This window comes from Nocardiopsis sp. NPDC006198 (genome assembly GCF_040613895.1).
Taxonomy (GTDB): Bacteria; Actinomycetota; Actinomycetes; order Streptosporangiales; family Streptosporangiaceae; genus Nocardiopsis; species Nocardiopsis tropica.
The window spans coordinates 113,685-131,049 of record NZ_JBEXSY010000004.1 but is presented as its reverse complement, the minus strand read 5'-3'; the positions used below and the strand labels follow the sequence as shown (position 1 = coordinate 131,049).

At 73.8% G+C, this 17,365-nt stretch carries 17 protein-coding genes; 2 read left to right on the top strand and 15 right to left on the bottom strand.

Features of this window, described 5'->3' with window-relative positions:
• Positions 1-66: 66 nt before the first annotated feature.
• A complete protein-coding gene (locus ABZ234_RS04835; protein WP_355011067.1) occupies positions 67-1,089 on the top strand; it encodes a folate-binding protein in 1,023 nt (340 codons plus the stop codon).
• A gap of 64 nt (positions 1,090-1,153) precedes the next feature.
• On the opposite strand, the gene ABZ234_RS04830 is transcribed toward ABZ234_RS04835, so the two are convergent.
• From ABZ234_RS04830 to ABZ234_RS04780, 11 genes are all read right to left on the bottom strand, one after another.
• Positions 1,154-1,810, bottom strand: coding sequence for a DUF4352 domain-containing protein (locus tag ABZ234_RS04830; RefSeq protein ID WP_355011066.1), 657 nt, complete (start codon positions 1,808-1,810; stop codon positions 1,154-1,156).
• Positions 1,811-2,019: 209 nt separating this feature from the next.
• Positions 2,020-2,931: an NADP-dependent oxidoreductase gene (locus tag ABZ234_RS04825; protein WP_344176602.1), complete on the bottom strand. Its 912-nt coding sequence runs from the start codon at positions 2,929-2,931 to the stop codon at positions 2,020-2,022.
• Positions 2,932-3,096: 165 nt separating this feature from the next.
• Positions 3,097-3,810 carry a glutamine amidotransferase gene (locus tag ABZ234_RS04820; protein WP_330158663.1) on the bottom strand — a complete coding sequence of 238 codons (714 nt, stop codon included), beginning with the start codon at positions 3,808-3,810 and terminating at the stop codon, positions 3,097-3,099.
• Between the two features lie 9 nt (positions 3,811-3,819).
• Positions 3,820-5,076 carry a Mur ligase family protein gene (locus tag ABZ234_RS04815; RefSeq protein WP_267947783.1) on the bottom strand — a complete coding sequence of 419 codons (1,257 nt, stop codon included), beginning with the start codon at positions 5,074-5,076 and terminating at the stop codon, positions 3,820-3,822.
• A 90-nt stretch (positions 5,077-5,166) separates the two neighbouring features.
• The gene (locus ABZ234_RS04810) at positions 5,167-7,245 is read right to left on the bottom strand and encodes a hypothetical protein (protein WP_355011105.1); all 2,079 of its coding nucleotides are present in this window, start codon (positions 7,243-7,245) and stop codon (positions 5,167-5,169) included.
• Positions 7,246-7,720: 475 nt separating this feature from the next.
• Entirely contained in the window at positions 7,721-8,026 is a 306-nt protein-coding gene (locus ABZ234_RS04805; RefSeq protein WP_267947782.1) for a DUF1416 domain-containing protein, read from the bottom strand.
• Complete coding sequence (locus tag ABZ234_RS04800) at positions 8,023-8,868, bottom strand: sulfurtransferase (RefSeq protein WP_267947781.1); 846 nt, start codon at positions 8,866-8,868, stop codon at positions 8,023-8,025. The genes ABZ234_RS04805 and ABZ234_RS04800 overlap by 4 nt, the downstream gene beginning before the upstream one ends.
• A 571-nt stretch (positions 8,869-9,439) precedes the next feature.
• Entirely contained in the window at positions 9,440-9,526 is an 87-nt protein-coding gene (locus ABZ234_RS04795; protein WP_352983320.1) for a putative leader peptide, read from the bottom strand.
• Between the two features lie 92 nt (positions 9,527-9,618).
• Positions 9,619-9,945 carry a thioredoxin family protein gene (locus ABZ234_RS04790; RefSeq protein WP_267950222.1) on the bottom strand — a complete coding sequence of 109 codons (327 nt, stop codon included), beginning with the start codon at positions 9,943-9,945 and terminating at the stop codon, positions 9,619-9,621.
• Between the two features lie 134 nt (positions 9,946-10,079).
• Positions 10,080-10,778: a DUF2993 domain-containing protein gene (locus ABZ234_RS04785; protein ID WP_355011065.1), complete on the bottom strand. Its 699-nt coding sequence runs from the start codon at positions 10,776-10,778 to the stop codon at positions 10,080-10,082.
• Between the two features lie 263 nt (positions 10,779-11,041).
• Positions 11,042-12,184 carry a hypothetical protein gene (locus tag ABZ234_RS04780; RefSeq protein ID WP_267947779.1) on the bottom strand — a complete coding sequence of 381 codons (1,143 nt, stop codon included), beginning with the start codon at positions 12,182-12,184 and terminating at the stop codon, positions 11,042-11,044.
• Between the two features lie 247 nt (positions 12,185-12,431).
• On the opposite strand from ABZ234_RS04780, the gene ABZ234_RS04775 reads away from it, so the two are divergent.
• Positions 12,432-13,229 (top strand): HAD family hydrolase, encoded by a 798-nt coding sequence (locus ABZ234_RS04775; RefSeq protein WP_355011064.1) that lies wholly within the window; start codon positions 12,432-12,434, stop codon positions 13,227-13,229.
• A gap of 320 nt (positions 13,230-13,549) precedes the next feature.
• Here the strand turns inward: ABZ234_RS04775 and ABZ234_RS04770 are convergent, their stop codons facing one another.
• The 4 genes from ABZ234_RS04770 to hemL all read right to left on the bottom strand — a co-directional run bounded on the left by ABZ234_RS04770 (position 13,550) and on the right by hemL (position 17,009).
• Complete coding sequence (locus ABZ234_RS04770; protein ID WP_267947777.1) at positions 13,550-14,485, bottom strand: NAD-dependent epimerase/dehydratase family protein; 936 nt, start codon at positions 14,483-14,485, stop codon at positions 13,550-13,552.
• Between the two features lie 225 nt (positions 14,486-14,710).
• Positions 14,711-14,809, bottom strand: coding sequence for an AURKAIP1/COX24 domain-containing protein (locus ABZ234_RS04765; RefSeq protein WP_017621272.1), 99 nt, complete (start codon positions 14,807-14,809; stop codon positions 14,711-14,713).
• Positions 14,810-15,033: 224 nt separating this feature from the next.
• On the bottom strand, positions 15,034-15,669 hold the full coding sequence (locus tag ABZ234_RS04760) for a histidine phosphatase family protein (protein WP_267947776.1): 636 nt from the start codon (positions 15,667-15,669) through the stop codon (positions 15,034-15,036).
• Between the two features lie 44 nt (positions 15,670-15,713).
• Positions 15,714-17,009 (bottom strand): glutamate-1-semialdehyde 2,1-aminomutase, encoded by a 1,296-nt coding sequence (hemL, locus tag ABZ234_RS04755; protein ID WP_355011063.1) that lies wholly within the window; start codon positions 17,007-17,009, stop codon positions 15,714-15,716.
• Positions 17,010-17,365 lie beyond the last annotated feature (356 nt).

The following is a 17,365-nucleotide window of genomic DNA, read 5'->3' as shown; positions in this document are numbered from 1 at the left end:
TGTGCGCGAAACCGCAGGTCAGAGCGGTGTTTTCGGACTCTTTACGGGGCGGCTAGTCTCGGCTGTATGACTTCGCCGCTGATGAGCACACCGGGCGCCGTGGGCGCCGAGTCCCCCGACTCCGGGGTCGCCGCGCACTACGGCGACCCGGCCCACGAGGGGCGCGCCATGGAACGTTCGAGCGCGTGGGTCGACCGGAGCAACCGGGGCGTGGTCCGGGTCGGCGGCCCCGACCGCCTGGGGTGGCTGAACGACCTCACGAGCCAGTCGACCAAGGGCCTTGCCCCGGGAACCGCCACCGAGGCCCTGATCCTGGACACCCGGGGCCACCTCCGCCACCACCTGTCCCTCGTGGACGACGGCGAGGCCGTCTGGATCCACACGGAGCCCGGCGGCGGGGCCCCGCTGGCCGCGTTCCTGGACTCCATGAGGTTCATGCTGCGCGTCGAGGTGGAGGACCTCGGCGACTCCCGCGCGGTCCTGACCGTGCTCGGCCCGGACCGTGCGAAGGCCGTCGAGGCCGCCTCGCTCGGCGACGTGCCCGTGCGCGCGGCGGAGGACGGCACCGACCTGTTCCTTCCGGTCGAGCGCCTCTCCGCCGCCGCCGAGGCCCTGACGGCCGCCGGGGCGCGTCCCGCGGGGATGTGGGCGTACGAGGCGCAGCGGATCGCCGGGCACCGGGTGCGCCCCGGGCTGGACACCGACGACCGCACCATCCCGCACGAGGTGGACTGGGTGGGCAGGGCCGTCCACCTGGAGAAGGGCTGCTACCCGGGCCAGGAGACGGTCGCCCGGGTGCACAACCTGGGCCGGCCCCCGCGCCGGCTGGTGATGCTGCACCTGGACGGCACCGCGGAGCGCCTGCCCGAGGTGGGCAGCCCGATCGAGCTGGAGGGCCGCGCCGTCGGCCGGGTGGGCACCTCGGCCCGGCACCACGAACTGGGGCCGATCGCCCTCGGCGTGCTCAAGCGCTCCGCGCCCGTGGACGCCGACCTGGTGGTGGAGGGCATCGCCGCCGGGCAGGAGGTCGTGGTGGACCCGGACACCGGGGCCAACGCCCAGATCACCCTCCGCAGGCGCCCCCGCTAGCCGTCGGCCCCGGCGCTGTCCGGCCGCGCCGACGGCGCCCGCGTGCGGCGCGGCCGGTCGACCGTCAGTTCGGGCTGAGCCTGACCTCCCCGTTGATCAGGACCGAGGAGAGCTCGGTCCCGGCGGGGACCAGGAACAGGATGTGGGTGGTGACCGTCTCCCCCGGGGCGAGGTCGTCCCAGAAGTAGTCGTGGGCGACCGTGTACTCGGCCCCGGGGTCGTTCGTGTACTCGCTCCCGTCGGTGGCCAGCCCGAGCGACCCGGCCGGGTCGAAGGCCGCCGGCGCGGACCCCGCGTTGGTCACGTCGAGGCGGAGGATGAAGTACTCCCACCCCTCGGGCGCGGTGTCGTGCATGCCCATGCCGTCCGTGATGGTCGCGTCGGTGTAGGCCGTCTCCACCGTGACCGCGAACTCCCCGACCGCGACGGAGACGCCGTCGTACGATCCGGGCGGGACGGACCCGGCCCCGCCGCCGGTCTCCGGCTCGGCGGTCTCCGGCTCGGCGGTCTCCGGCTCCTCGGGGCCGGCCGTACCGGATCCGGGCGGCTCCGCGGTCCCGGGGTCGCCCTCCTCGGGCTCGCGGCCGGGTGACGGGCCGGGTTCCTCCTCACCGACGGTGACCCGGACGTCGGGTGACGGGACGCTGTTCAGGGAGACGACGGTCCCCACGCATCCTGCCGCCGCCAGGAAGACCGCCACCGGGACGGCAAGCGCCCGCACGACGGAACCCCGCCCGGACGGTGACGGCCGTCGATCACTGGTACCCATATACATGTGACGCAAGTCACTTGCTCGGCATTCCGGAGTTGTGACCTCTTTGCCCGGGGAGCCCGGCCCGCCCCGTCCCGGGCCGGCGGTACCAGGGGGCGAGGGCCTGCGCGGACCGCGTCCGCGCAGGCCCTCGGCGGACTCCGGGGCTCCCGTGCCGGTCAGACCGTCAGGACGATCTTCCCCCGGGTCCGGCCGGCCTGGCTCAGGCGCCAGGCGTCGGCCGCCTCCGCCAGGGGGAACGCGCGCTCGACGTACACGGAGACCTTGCCGTCGTCGATGAGACGGGACAGCTCGACGAGGTCGGCGGAGTCGGGGCGCACCCACACGTAGTGGCCGCCCCTCTCCAGGACGTCGGCGTCCGCGACGGAGGCGACCCGGCCCGGGCTCCCGACCAGCGGAAGGGACTGCTCGGCCGCCCCGCCGCCGACGAAGTCCAGCACGGCGTCGACGCCCCCGGGCGCCAGGGCCCGGACCCGGTCGGCCAGGCCGTCGCCGTAGACGACGGGCTCGGCCCCCAGGGAGCGCAGGTAGTCGTGGTTGCGCTCGCTGGCGGTGCCGATGACGCGGGCGCCCCGCGCCACCGCGATCTGGACGCCGAACGACCCGACGCCGCCGGCGGCGGCGTGGACGAGCACCGTGTCACCGGCTCCCACGCCGACGCGCCTCGACGCCTGGTAGGCGGTCAGGCCCGCGAGCGGGACCCCTGCGGACTCCTCCCAGCCCAGCGACACCGGCTTGGGGGCGAGCATGCGCACGCTCGCCGAGACCAGCTCGGCGTAGGTGCCGTTCTTCGCCCAGTCCTTGCGGAGGTACCCGTAGACCTCGTCCCCGATCCCGTACTCGGTCGAGTCGAACCCGACCGCCTCGACGACGCCCGCGACGTCCCACCCCGGGATCAGCGGGAACCCCGCCTCCATGACGGGGTCGAGCCCTCCGGCCGCGAGCTTCCAGTCGACCGGGTTCACCCCCGCCGCCTTCACGCGGATCAGGACCTCCCCCGGCGCCACCTTGGGCTCGGGAAGCTCCACGAGGGCCAGGTCGTCAGCGGAACCGTACTGGTGCAGTGCCATTGCCTTCATGCCCAGGGCAGCGTTGTGGGGGGCCTGTTCATTCCACGGGCCCCGCCCGCGCCCCGGCCGCACGGGCGGCACACCGGCGCGGACGCGGGCGGGGCCCGGAGGACAGGGAGTGGTTCCGTGTCCGCCGGGCCCCGCGGCCGTGCTCCGTGCGCGGCGCTACTGGCGCAGCGCCGCGGCCATGCGCTCGTCGTGCAGCCGCTCGCCCCAGGACGGCGCGAGCGGGGCCAGCTGGCCCACGCGCCAGCGCAGCAGCAGGTCGGCCAGCTGCGGGTTGCGGGGCAGGGCGGGTCCGTGCAGGTACGTGCCCAGCACCTGGCCCTGGTAGGCGCCCTCGGTGCGGTCGTCGTTGCCGATGCCCCGGACCGTGGTCGACAGCGGGCGGGCCGAGGGGCCGATGGCCGTGCGGCCCTGGTGGTTCTCGAAGCCGGTGATCCGTCCGACGCCCAGGGAGGGCTCGACGTCGGCGACGATCTCGCCGACCGCGCGCGTCTGGCCGCGGCCGCTGCGGATGTCGAGGATGCCCACGCCCGGCAGCGGGTTGGCCTCGTCGTCGCCGTAGGTCTCGCCGATGATCTGGTAGCCGGCGCACACCGCGAAGACGCACGCGCCGCGGGCGGCGGCGCGGGCCAGCCCGCCGTCGGCGCGCAGGCGCTCGGCCGCGAGGATCTGCGGCCGGTCCTCGCCGCCGCCGAGCAGGTAGATGTCCCCCTGCTCGGGCACCGAGTCGCTGGAGTGGACGTGCACGATCTCGGTCGGGATGCCCCGCAGTTCGGCCCGGCGCTTGAGGATGAGGACGTTGCCCTGGTCGCCGTAGGTGCTCAGGAGGTCGGGGTAGATCCACACGATCCGCAACGCACTGGTGTTCGTCATGACTCTCCCCTACTGGACGCGGCCGTACGCCGTGCGGATCTGCTGGAAGGCGGTGTAGTTGGCGATGAGGTCGACCTTGGTGATGTCGGGCTGCTCGGCCTTGAGGCGGCCCAGCACCTCGTCCACGCGGTCGGCGATCTCGAACCGGACCCCGTCGGTCTCCAGGCGCAGGGCCAGGTCGGTGCGGCGCTCGCCCATGACGAACACGCGGCGGTCGCGCAGGACCGTGTAGTCGACGTCCCACAGCCAGGACGTGTCCTTGCCGTCGGGGATCTGGGCGTTGACCGCGAGGATCACCGGCGTCCGGGGCGGGTCCAGCACGGCGAACGACTCCAGCCACCCGGCGGGGTTCTTGGAGAGCAGCAGCCGGACCTCGACGCCCATGGTCACCACGGACGTGTAGCGGCCCGCGACGGAGGTGACCTCGCGCAGGCGCTCCACGGTGCGCTCCGGGTGGATGCCGTACCCGGCGGCGGTCGCGGCGGCGATCGCCGCGTTGGCCCGGTTGGCGTCCCCGGGCAGGTTCATGCGCAGCTTGATCCTCTGGCCCTCGGGCGTGACCAGGGTGTCGGTCTCGTTCTCGACCGCCCAGCTCGTCCGGGGCCGCGCCAGACCGCACTCGGGGCACTCCCAGTGCGGGTCGGCCTCGCGCCGGAGGTGGCCGCCGCACTCGGGGCAGCACCAGGAGTCCTCCTTCCAGCGCTGGCCGGCGGAGACCCAGGTGGCGTTGGGAGCGCCCAGGCCCGCCCAGGCGACGAGGGGGTCGTCGGCGTTGGCGATGACGTGCGCGTTGCTCTTGCCCAGGGCGGTGCGCCACTTCTTGGCGAGCAGGTTGATCTCCGAGGCGCGGTCCATCTGGTCGCGGCTCAGGTTCATGAGGACCACGAACGCCGGCTGGGTGGCGAGCAGCACCTGCGGGAGGTACTTCTCGTCGACCTCCAGCACGCCGTTGACGGCCGAGCGGTTGTCGGACAGCGCCGTGATGTGCCCGGTGGGCATGTTGGCGCCGTACTCGTTGGTGGCCACGTCGCCGAACTCGCGCAGGGCCTGCGCGATGAGCCTGGTGGTGGTGGTCTTGCCGTTCGTGGCGCTGACCAGGGCGAGCCTGCGGCCCCGGGCGAGCTTGGCGAGCAGGTCGGGTTCGACCTTGAGCGCCACCCTGCCACCGATGACGGAGCCGTCTCCCCGCCCGGTGGCGCGGGACAGGCTGGCTGCGCTCCTTCCCAGAACCGATGCCAGTTGGGCGCGCAAGGGAAGCTCGCTCATCTACTCTCCAGAATTGCTGGATCACCCGCGCCGTTCGCTCCTGGGAGGCGGCGGGCGATGTGTCGGGCCAAGCTTATTGTCCACCTGGGATCAGACCCGCCAGTCCAGCCTCTCCGGCGGCGGTCCCAGGTTGGGCGGTACCTGCCCCCGGGACTCGCCCGCTCCCGCGGGAGCCGGAGATCCGTCGCGGACCGCGGTGCCGTCGGGTGTGTCGGAGGCGGCGCCGGAGACGTCGGCGCGGGGACGACCGCCCTCGGCGTGCCGTCCCCTCCCGCCCCGGCGGCCGTCGGCCGCCCCGGTGCCGCGTACGGCCGACGGCGTGGTGCTGGAGTTCTGGGAGTCGTCCACGGTGGCCAGTGTGGCTGTGGACAGGGTGAGGATACCCGGGTTGGTGTCCGCGAGGACAGGGCCGTCGGCGGTCAGGACCACCGCAGCGGTGGGGGGCAGTCCGCGGAGCGCCCCGGCGTCGAGCAGGCTGACGCGGACGGAGGCGTCCTCTTCCTCCCCGTCGGCGCCAGGTGCGTCGATTCCCGCCGCCTGGGCGGTTGCGCGACCCCATGACGTGGCGGATCTCACATGACGAACCAGGTCCAAGGGGGCGATAGCGGCGGCGGCGTTGCGGATGACCGCTCCGGACTCGGTGTGGGGGGAGGCGAAGAACCGGTCGTCGGCCTCGATCTCGTCCTCGGCCCCCTCCTCCGCGCCGGGGGGCGGGCCGCCCGCCGCCTCGCCGACCGCCTCGGTCAGGCGGTGCAGCCTCATCCGCGCGGGATCGTGCGGGCCCGGGGCCGCGGCCACCGCCCGCTCGACGGTCTCCGCCGACTCCCCGTGCTGGCGCATCACCACCGGCAGGCAGGCGGGGTCCGCGAACCTGGCGAGGGCCGCGGGCGAGGGCGTGCGGAACATCAGGACGACCTCCACCCCGCTGTCGGCCCCGGCGGAGAGGACCTGCTCGACCTCCTCCGGGGGGAGCGTCTCGGCGCCGCAGACCACGACGGTCCGCGTGCGGTCCGGCCTGCGGCCCCGGCCCCCGCCGCCGGGGGACGGGGCCGCCCCCTCCAGGAGCTCGCTGAGCGCGGAGACGGCGTAGGTCCCGTACACGCGGGCCGCGGCACGGCCGGAGGCCCGGTCGGTGGAGATGATCTTGACCTGCGCGTACTCGCCGTCGTCCGCCCGGGTGCCGACGGCCTCGAAGGGGCTGAGGCGGCGTTCGAGCTCCCAGGCCCGCTCACGGACGTCGGGACGGTCCGCGCAGCGCTCGCGCACCCGGACGCGCTGGTCGGGGGTGAGCAGGGCGAGCGCCGGGTCGTCCTCGGCCGCGTCCTCCAGAGGGGTGATGAGGGCGCGCAGGCCGCCGATGAGCTCGGCGATGCCGACGCGCGGTCCCAGGACCTCCAGCAGGCGCAGGATCAGGGTCTCGTCGGCGTCGGCGTCGTCGGCCTCGCCGGACGCGGCGGCGACGGCGGACAGGATGCGCGCCCGCTGGCCCGCGTCCAGGTTGGTGCCCAGCGTCATCCGGGGCAGGTCGGCGGGCAGCACCCAGCGGCGCGGGTCGACGGCGCAGCGGCGGGCGAGCCGGACGAGCTCCCGGGCCACGGAGCGCCCGGTGAGGTCGACGACGGTGAGGTCGCCCCCCTCCCGGAGCCGGGAGACGCCGACGGTGGCGAGCAGCGCCGACCACCCCGCCTCCGTGCCGCCGACCACGACGACGGCTCCGGCGTCGGCGGGGACGGTCACCCCGTACCAGCGGGGCTGGGCCTCGTAGGCCCGGGAGGCCGCCTGCCACTCGGTGTACCGGCGGGCGTGGTCGCGCTGCTGCTGGTGCAGCACCCGCTCGCGCTCGTCGCGCTCGGCCGCCAGCCGCTCACGGGCCCTCTCCAGCCGCTCCGCGACGACCTGCCGGCTCTGGACCAGGGCGAAGACGACGGGGGCCGCGACGGCGGCGCACGCGAACACGCCGCCGAGGGCGAAGCTGCCGGGGAGGATGCGCAGGCTCCACAGCAGCGGGCACAGCAGGGCGAACAGGCCGAGCCCGCCCAGGGCGTAGTAGAGGGGGCGGTTGGTCTGGGCCTCGCTGTCGCGCTGGGCGGCGATCCACTCCTCGCTGACGCTCTCGGAGTCGGCGGGCACGGGCCTGCGGGGTGCCGGTCCCGGAGGCGGGAGGAGCACCGCGTGGCGCCAGCCGACGTAGGTCCGCCCGGCCTCTCCTCTGGCCGTGCCGCCGGTTCGGGGGTCGGGCACCGTCCTCACACCTCCTGACCGGCCGCTGGGGAGGGAGCGGCCGGGGTCGTTCACGCGGGACCCCGGCGGTGGCCGGAGCGTGGGCCCGATGCTGCCAGCTGCCCGGCGTGCTTGTCACGGTCCCACCGCGGTCGACACGCTGTCGGACGCCGGTACCGGCCGGGCGGCCGACCGGGCCCCGCGCTCCCTCCAGTGAAGCAGGACCCTGAACGGCCTGCCAGACCAGGACGCGCCCTGTGGACGAACGCGCGACCGCCCCGGCCGCGGGGCGGCTCCGGAGCCCCCCGGGCCTGGCGGGACGGCCGTCCCCGGCGCCCGGCCCCCGACAGCGCGGAGCGCCGGTCCCGGACGGTCTCCCGTCGGTACCGGCGCTCCGCGCCCGAACTGTCGTGTCGGCCGTGGGTCAGGCCTGGACCCGGAGGTCGATGACCTTGCCCACCTCGGCCCGCACCGGGTACTCGCCGGTGAAGCCCTTGGACGCCAGGACGCGGACCTTCCAGTCGCCGTCGGCGGCGAAGAAGCGGAAGGTCCCCTCGTCCCCGGTGGCCACCTCGCCGACGAAGTCGTCGGAGGCGTTGAGCAGGCGGGCGTAGGCGCCGCGCAGCGGCTCGCCGTCACGCGTCACCGTGCCCTGGATGACCGCCTGGTTCCCCGCGTCGACGTCGGCGAGGGCGACCCCGCCGACCGGCGCTCCGCAGCTGTCGCTCACTTGGCCTCCGCCTCTCCGAGCTCGACGGGCACGCCCACCAGGGACCCGTACTCGGTCCAGGAGCCGTCGTAGTTCTTGACGTTCTCCAGGCCCACGATCTCGTGCAGGGCGAACCAGGTGTGCGAGGAGCGCTCGCCGATGCGGCAGTAGGCGATGATGTCCTTGTCCAGGTCGACGCCGGCCCCGGTGTACAGCTCCCGCAGCTCCTCGGCGCTCTTGAACGTGCCGTCCTCGTTGGCGGTCTTGGCCCACGGGATGTTGCGCGCGGTCGGGATGTGGCCGGGGCGCTGCGAGGTCTCCTGCGGCAGGTGCGCGGGGGCGAGCAGCTTCCCGGTGAACTCGTCGGGCGAGCGGACGTCGACCAGGTCCTTGGTGCCGATGGCCTCGACGACCTCGTCGCGGAAGGCGCGGATCGAGGTGTCCTGCTCCTTGGCGGTGTACTCGGTGGCGGCGCGCTCGGGCACCTCCTCCACCAGCTCGCGGGAGTCCAGCTCCCACTTCTTGCGCCCGCCGTCGAGCAGGCGGACGGCGTCGTGGCCGTACAGCTTGAAGTACCAGTAGGCGTAGGCCGCGAACCAGTTGTTGTTGCCGCCGTACAGGATCACCTGGTCGTCGTTGCCGATGCCCTTGGCGGACAGCAGCTTCTCGAACCCGGTCCGGTCCACGAAGTCGCGGCGGACAGGGTCCTGGAGGTCCGTCTTCCAGTCGATCTTGACGGCGCCGCGGATGTGTCCCTTGTCGTAGGCGGACGTGTCCTCGTCGACCTCGACGAGGACCACGTTGTCATCGTCCAGGTGAGCCTCCACCCAGTCGGCGTCCACGAGGACGTCGGAGCGGCTCATAGGGAACCTCCTGTGTTTCTTGTGCGGTGTCGCGTGTGCGGTCGGTGCTCCCGGGGTGCTGCCGTCCCGGGACGCGTGGGGTCGAGCCGTCCTGCCCGACGCCGTGCGGCGGAGGGCGAGAAGGTGCTTCCCGCAGCCGTGGCGGAGGCCGGACGGCCTACGGGGAGGGCTGCGGGGGGTGCGGGGGCGGACGCGGCGATACCGGGCCGCTCCGTGCCCGCCGGGTGACCGGCGGGTCCGGGAACGGCGGAGGCGTGTCCTGCTCCCTGTGCGGACCGTGGCGACCGGCCGCCCCCCGGTTCGGCCGGTGGGCCGGAACGGGGGCGTACGGAGGCGGGGAACGGCAGGCCGGGCGGCGGGTGGGCCACCCCGGGGACCACCGCGAACGCGAGGACCGGCGCCCGGAGGCCGTGGACCCCGGGGTACGCGGCGGCGGCCGTCACGGGTGCGGTCGGGACAGCGGTTGAGCACTGCCCGCGAGGGTCGGCCTGCATGGTGTGTCGTCCCCTGCTGCGTACACGGTGGAAGGCCAGTCGCACGGAGGGAGCGGGGGTCGGGAAGCCCGTCCGCCCTAGGGACACAGACAGAGCGCGGCGGCGACGCGGCAGAAGTCCACTGCCCGTCGCTTCGTCAGATACGCGCTCGTCAAGGAAGTCACGTTCTAGACGCTACAGTCCCCGTGACGCGTTTGTCACGCGTGGGGTAGATCACAGGGGGAACGTTCGCGCCGGGGCGCACGGGGACCCCCGATCAGCGGACGGCCCGGCCGAGCGCGGCGATGACGTCCGCCTTGCGCGGCTGGCCGCCGGCCCGGCGCACGATCCGGCCCCCGGCGTCGAGGACGAGGACCGTGGGGGTGCCCGCGACGTCGAGCCTGCGGACGAGGTCGAGCCGGGCCTCGGCGTCGATCTCCACGTGGGCGACGCCGTCGACCATCCCGGCGACCTCGCCGAGGACCCGCCGGGTGGCGCGGCAGGGCTGGCAGAAGGCGCTGGAGAACTGGACGAGCGTGGCCCGCTCGCCCAGTTCGGCGCCGATCTCGTCGGAGGTCAGTGCGTCGGCCGCACCGGGCCGCACCGCGGCGGGCCGGTCCCCCGGCGTGCCCTCGCCCCGTGTCGTCACCGCTCCGTCCTCCTCCTGGTGTGCCGTCGGCGCGCCCCGCGCCGTGCGTTCCCGGCGGCGCCCGGAACCCCGCCGCCGGGTGCGGGCCGTCAGGCCGCGTCGGCCCCCATCAGGGGGACGTCGGACCCGGTGCCGGTGATCCGCAGCCCGGTGGAGGTGGGCTCCATGTCGGTGACGGCCAGGCCGAAGGGGAGGGCGGGCGCCTGCGCGCTGAAGGTGAGGGAACCGGAGACCAGGCCGCTGACGTCGCCCGGGACACCGTCGACCTGGATGTCGTCGGGGGTGAAGGACAGCGTGTCGCCGTCCACGTCGAACTCCCCGCCCGCGTTGACCGAGGTGCTCAGGCCGAGCTCCGGGAGGGCGAGCTCACCGGTGATCCGGGGCTGCCCGTTCTCCGTCGTGATGGTGATGCCCTCGGGCAGGTAGGCGTTGAAGTAGGAGTAGGGGACGACGGCCGAGCCGTCCAGCTGCCCCGCGACCACACTGGGCTGGTCGAGCATGTCCGCCAGGGGCGCCCGCACGCCGGCGGCGGTCGCGTCGATCTGCTCGAGGGTGACGCCGTTGAGGGTGGCGGTGTCGGCGGTGATGCGGATCTCGGAGTACTCGCCCCCGAACACCTGCGGCAGGAACGCCCAGCCCTCGATCTCGACGGTCGGCTCCTCCGCCATCTGGAGCTGCTGTGCGAGCTGGCGCGCCACGGCGCTCTGCGCGAAGCTGCGTCCCCCGACGTCGGCCGCCACCACGAGGGCGACCAGGAGGATCAGGAGGACGACAAGAAATTTACGCATCGGGAATCCCAGCACACTTTCTTTCGCTCCGGCGCGCCTCTCGGCTGGGCTGTCCGGCCGGTCTCGGTCACACGCCATCGGTGCCCGACGGGCACCGGTCAGGAGAAACCTGTAGGGAAGGGTACTTCACCCGGGGTTGGACGCCGGGGCCCCTCGACCGGTTCGGCGTTCCGGGGAGAAGACACCGGTTCGAGACCTCCCCTGGTGGGGGCCAGGGGCCGCACCGCCGTCCACCCTTGCCATGCGGGCCTTGAAGGCGCAGGTCAGCGGGGCATCAGCAGGCCGGCGAGGCCGTCGCTGGCCGAGGCGCCCGCCAGGGAGAGTTCGATCACGTTGGTGGCGACGACGTGGTTCGCGCCGATCCGGGCGAACTCCACGACGTGCGGCTGCTGCTCGTGCTCCTCCTGCGCCAGCTCGTCCCGGTAGATCGCGTAGACGATGCGCTGCGAGGGCGCGCTGGGAACCGTGTGGCAGGCGAACAGCAGGGTGTCCGGCTCGCGCTCGGCGACCTGGGCGACGACGGCGTCGGCGAGGCGGTCGAAGCCCGGGCCCTGGCCGTCGGCGAGCGTGTAGATCGTGATGACGCCGCGCAGCTTGGCGGGCGGGGCCTGCCGGGTCGGCGGACCGTCGTAGTAGTCGTCGTAGGGGTCGGCGTTGCGACGCTTGCGGCGCACGGGCTCCTCCGGGAGTTCGTCTTCGGTGTCCTCGGCCACGTCGTCGTAGTCGTCGTAGTAGTCGTCATCGTCGTAGGGGTCGCGGCGGGGGCGCGCGACCATCGCGGCGGCGCACCACAGGGCCGCGACCGCGCCGAGCATCAGCAGGGGCCCGACGAGGCCGAGCCCGAACCGGCCGACCAGCACCGAGAGCACCGTGGCGAGGGAGACCAGGCCGAGCACCGCCAGGTCGGCGTTGCGGTGGGCGGAGGCGCGCCTGGCCACCGCGACGACCGCGGTGACCAGCAGGACGGCGGCGACGACCTGTGTGACGTTGACGAGCGAGCGCGGGATGAGGTCGTAGTGGTCGCCCAGGGCGGGGAAGGTGTCGCCGAACCGGGTGCTCACCCGGTCGACGGACAGCACCACCAGGGGAACGATGGTGAACGCGCTCAGCAGCAGCCGCGAGGTGAACACGCCGCGGGGCGATCGGACGCCGTACTCGAAGGCGCCCCAGGCCATGTAGAGCGGCCCGAGGAGGCTGATACCGATCTGGAGCAGCCGGAAGGTGAGTTCGCCGAAGTCGAACATCGCCCCGATCACGGCCGCGCTGAGGCCCACCGTCATCCCCAGTGCCGCGACGAGCCACCCGATCGCGGCCACACCGGGACGGCGTTGGGCGTACGCGGCGAGCGCGGCGGTGGCGCTCCAGCCCACCAACGCGCTTATGAATGCCAGTCCTACCGTCACCATCCCGACAATGATGCTGCACGCCAACGGGTGGATGTGCACTTTGACCAGAATGGCGGGGGCAGTTTCGGGGAAGATCCCGCAGAGTGGGGCCCACAACAGGGATTTACACTGTGAGCTTCATCACCTGGTTTGTCACCGCATCCCAGCGGCCCCGCACGACCCGCGGGTGGTCGTAGGCTCGCACTACGCGGGGCTCGCCACCCCGACACCGGAGGGCCGCCTCCCCCACCCAAGCCAGGAGAGAACCGTGTCATACGACGCCGTGTCCCCGACTCCGGTCGGTCCGGGGGCCGCCTTCTTCGACGTGGACAACACCCTGATGCGGGGCGCCTCGATCTACCACTTCGCCCGGGGCCTGGCGGCCCGCGACCTGTTCACCACGCGCGACCTGATGCGTTTCGCGTGGGGGCAGACGGTCTTCAGGGTCACCGGGAGCGAACAGCCCGAGCACATCAACGCCGCGCGCGAGGCCGCCCTGGCGTTCGTCGCCGGCCACGACCTGGCCGACCTGGTCACCCTGTGCGAGGAGATCTACGACGAAACCATGGCCGACCGGATCTGGGAGGGCACGCGCGCGCTGGTGCAGCGGCACCTCGACGCCGGCGAACCGGTGTGGCTGGTCACCGCCACCCCGGTCGAGCTCGCGCAGATCATCGGGCGGCGGCTCGGCCTGACCGGCGCCCTCGGCACGGAGGCGGAGAGCGTCGACGGCGTGTACACGGGACGGCTCAACGGTGACCTCCTGCACGGGCCCGCCAAGGCCGTGGCGGTGCGCGCGCTCGCCCGCAAGGAGGGCTGGGACCTGGCCGCGTGCTCGGCCTACAGCGACTCCTCCAACGACCTGCCGCTGCTGTCCCTCGTGGGTCGGCCCCACGCGGTCAACCCCGACGGGGACCTGCGCCGGTACGCGCGCACGCACGGTTGGCCGGTCCACGACTTCCGGCGGCACCGGGCCGCGCTGAAGGTGGCGGTCCCCGCGGCGGTGGCGGGCGCGGTGGCGGGCGCGGTCGCCATGCGCGCGGTCAGACAGCGCAGAGCGGTCTGAGGCGAAGCGGGAGGCTCGCGGCCGGGCGGGACCGCGCGTCACGGCCCCCGGAGGCGTCCACGACGGCCTGCGCGCGGCGGGCACGGGCCGCAACGGGGTCGCGGGGACCGCGGCGGAAGCCGCCCGGACAGAGGTCGGGGCACGCGGAGGACGACCGGGGCGGGCCGGGGTGACGGTGGGTGGGCCCGGGGCTCCGGCGCGGGGACCGCGGCTGCACGCACAGGGCGGCGGGGCCGCGGGCCGGGAACCGCTCGGGGCCGGAACGGCGGGGGTCGGCGGGTCCCGTGCGGAACGGGCGCGCGGACACCGTGGGAGGGGGCTCAGCGCCCCAGCGTGGCCCGGGCGAGCGCGAGCACGTGGACCGGGCGCAGTCCGTGCCGCGGCGAGGACGACGCGCGGCTGTGCGCGTAGGACTCGAAGGCCTCGGCGGAGGAGTACGCGGGGGACCAGTCCAGCACCCGCTCCAGGGAGTCGGAGTCCATCCCCGCGGTGTGCAGTCCCGCGTGGACGGCACGCGTCGTGCTGGAGCTCGCGTAGCCGATGCGGCCGTGCTTGGCCAGGCCGCTCAGCACCTTGAGGCCGCGGGCGGGGACCGGCAGCCGCTGGCCGCCGACGCGGCGCAGGCACTGCGAGAGCGGCACGGGATCGGCTCCGGCCACGTCGAAGAAGCCGGTCCCGTCGCTGAGCGCCATGCGCACCAGCGCCTCGGCGCCGTCGTCCTCGTGCAGGAAGCGCACCCGCGGGTCGTTGCCGAGCACCGTGGGCACGAGGCGCGAGTCGAGGTAGCGGGTGAGGGGGGTGTCGGCCGAGGGGCCGATGAGGTTGGCGAACCTCAGGAGGGCCACCGAGAGGTCGGGGCGGCGGCGCTGGAGGCCGCGCGTGTGGCGCTCGACCTCGGCCGCGTCGTCGGCGTCGAGGGTGGCGCTGGAGCGCACCACCAGGCGCCGGACGGAGGTGGAGCGCTGGGCCGCGCCCAGCACCCGCATCGTCCCCAGGAGGTTGTCCTCCCGGTTCGGGGCGCCCTCGGTGTCCAGCCCGAGGTGCAGCACCAGCTCGGCACCGGAGTCGGTGACGATCCGGTCGAGGCTCCCGTCGTGCAGGTCGACATGGGCGTACTCGATACCCCGCGTGTCCTGGGGCGGCGGCGACGAGTCGGCGCCGATCACCCGGCGGACACCGGGCTCCTCGCTCAGGGTCTGCGCGACCCTGGCGGCAAGGGGGCTGGACACCCCGGTGACGAGTACGACACGAGCCATGGCGACACGTTCCTTGGAAGGAGACGGGAGCTGTTCCGGGAGGTCCGCGGACCGTTCACCACGAGGGTGAACCGGCGACCGCGACCCGTGAGACACAACAGCGCCTCACCCAGAAAATTCCATTGCGGCGGCAAAGCGCGCGCAAAGGGGGAAGGTGTCTCCGCGTCCGGGGCGAACCGGGGGCACGCCCACGCCCGCGGAGAGACGACTTCGCCGCGACCGTTCCTACTTCTTGTTGCGACGCGCGATACGCGTGCGCTTGAGCAGCTTGCGGTGCTTCTTCTTCGCCATCCGCTTGCGACGCTTCTTGATGACGGAACCCATGGGATCACCTTCTCGCTCACGATGAGTACGGACATGCCGAACCGCTGGGCGGTGAAAACCGGCAAGGGGTTCGGATGCGGCTGCTGGGCCCGCTGGCACCGACGCGCTCAGGGCGCGGGGTGGCCGATGCGACCGGGGCGTGCCCCGGGAAGGCCGAACGCCGGAAAAGCGCACGCCTACCGCACCCGAAGCACCAGCTTACCGCTACGGGTACGCGCTCCGTGTCACGCCCCGGGCACCGACGGCTCGTCGCGGTACAACTCGGCGGCCGGCTCGGCGTAACTGACGCTGGCCAGCCGCTGGTCGGCGAAGGTCAGGGACGTGACGCTCGCCAGATTGCACTCGCGCAGGTCCGGCCGGTGCCAGAGCCTCTTCGCCTCGGCGGCGCGGCGGACCATCCAGATCGGCAGCTGGTGGCTGACGAGCACCGTCTCGCGCCCCCAGGCCGCACGGCGGGCGACCTTGACGGCGGAGACCATCCGGGTGACGATCTCGGAGTACGGCTCCCCCCAGGACGGCAGGAACGGGTTGTAGACGCGGCTGAACACGCGGGGGTCGCGCATCGACCTCCGGGACAGCGCCATCCCCTCGAACTTGTTGGCCGACTCGATGAGCCGGTCGTCGAGGGTGACCGGGAGGCCGAGCATCTTCTGGAGCGGGACGGCTGTCTCCTGGGTCCGGTCCAGCGGGGAGGAGAACAGCGCGGCGATGTCGTGGCCCTCGAACCACTCCGCGGCCATCTCGGCCATCTGCCGGCCCCGCTCGCTCAGGTGGAAGTCGGGAAGCCTTCCGTAGAGCACCTTGTCCGGGTTGTACACCTCTCCGTGCCGCAGCAGGTGCACGACGGTCGTCGTCGTCATCGTGTGAGTCTTTCTTTCGGGGTCATGGGGCGGACCGCGGGGGGTCAGCCCTGGGCCTCTGCCGCTGCCTGGGCCGCTCGGGGCAGTGCCGAGACCACCCTGTCCACGGCCGCCTCGTCGTGCGCGGCGGAGAAGAACCAGGCCTCGAAGGCCGCGGGGGGCAGGTACACGCCCTGGTCGAGCATCGCGTGGAAGAACGCGGCGAACACGCCCGTGTCCGTGGTGCGGGCGCTGTCGAAGTCGACGGCCTCCCGGTCGGTGAAGAACACCGTGAAGAGGTTGCCGCCGCCCTGGACCCGGTGGACGACCCCGGCGGCGTCGAGCGCCCCGGAGACCTCCGCCCGCACCTGCGCGGACACGCGGTCGATGTGCTCGTACACCTCGGGGGTCGCGCCGCGCAGGGTGGCGAGCCCGGCCGCGGTGGCGAGGGGGTTCCCGGAGAGGGTGCCCGCCTGGTACACGGGGCCCTCGGGGGCCAGCCGGTCCATGATCTCGGCCCGTCCGCCGAACGCCGCGGCGGGCAGGCCGCCCCCCATGACCTTGCCGAAGGTCATCAGGTCGGGGGCGACGCCCTCCAGGCCGTACCACCCGGACGCGCTGACGCGGAATCCGGTCAGGACCTCGTCGAGGATCAGCAGGGCGCCGTTGGCGTGCGCGATCTCCTTGAGGCGGGCGTTGAACCCGGCCCCGGGCGGGACCACGCCCATGTTGGCTGGGCAGGCCTCCGCGATGACGCAGGCGATGTCGTCGCCGTGCTCGGCGAACGCCCGCTCGACGGCCTCGGTGTCGTTGTAGGGCAGCACCAGGGTGTCGGCCGCGCTGGCGCCGGTCACGCCCGGGGAGTCGGGGAGCGCGAACGTCGCGAGACCGGAGCCGGCGGCGGCCAGGAGCGCGTCGACGTGGCCGTGGTAGTTGCCCGCGAACTTGACGATCTTGCTGCGGCCGGTGAATCCCCGCGCGAGGCGGATCGCGGACATGGTCGCCTCGGTGCCGGAGTTGACCAGGCGGACCTTCTCCACGGGGGTGCGGCCGACGATCAGCTCGGCGAGCTCGACCTCGCCCGGCGTCGGCGCCCCGTAGGACGTCCCCGCGTCGACCGCCGTGTGGAGGGCGTCCACGACGGCGGGGGCGGCGTGCCCGAGGATCAGCGGTCCCCACGAGCACACCAGGTCGACGTACCGGCGGCCGTCGGAGTCGGTGAGGTAGGGGCCCTCGCCCCGGACGAAGAAGGGCGGGGTGCCGCCGACCGCGCCGAAGGCGCGCACGGGCGAGTTCACGCCACCGGGAACGACGGCGGCTGCCCGCTCGAAGAGCTCTGCTGAAGTCTGTTGAGTACCCACCTCACCAGTGTGTCAGCTGTCCCCGGTCACGGAACCGTGACCCGCCTCCGAGGTCAGGGGCGTAGGACGGCCCCCACGAGGAGATGGACCCGCGTCCCCGGATCTCCCCCGGGCGGAAGGCGTTCCGCCCGCGCACAGGCGTCACGGAGCCCGCCCGAGAAGTCCTCGAAGCGCGTACCGCCCTTGCTCCACCGGGGCAGGAGCGCCTTCAGCGCTCCCGCGGCCCGGACCCCGTCGACGAGCGCGGCTCCCCCGCTTCGGGGGCCGGGCGCCGTCCGCGCCCCAGGGGTTCTCCGCCCCTGGCCCGGACCCCGGACACACGTGTGCCCCGTCCCGGGGCGGGACGGGGCACGGTG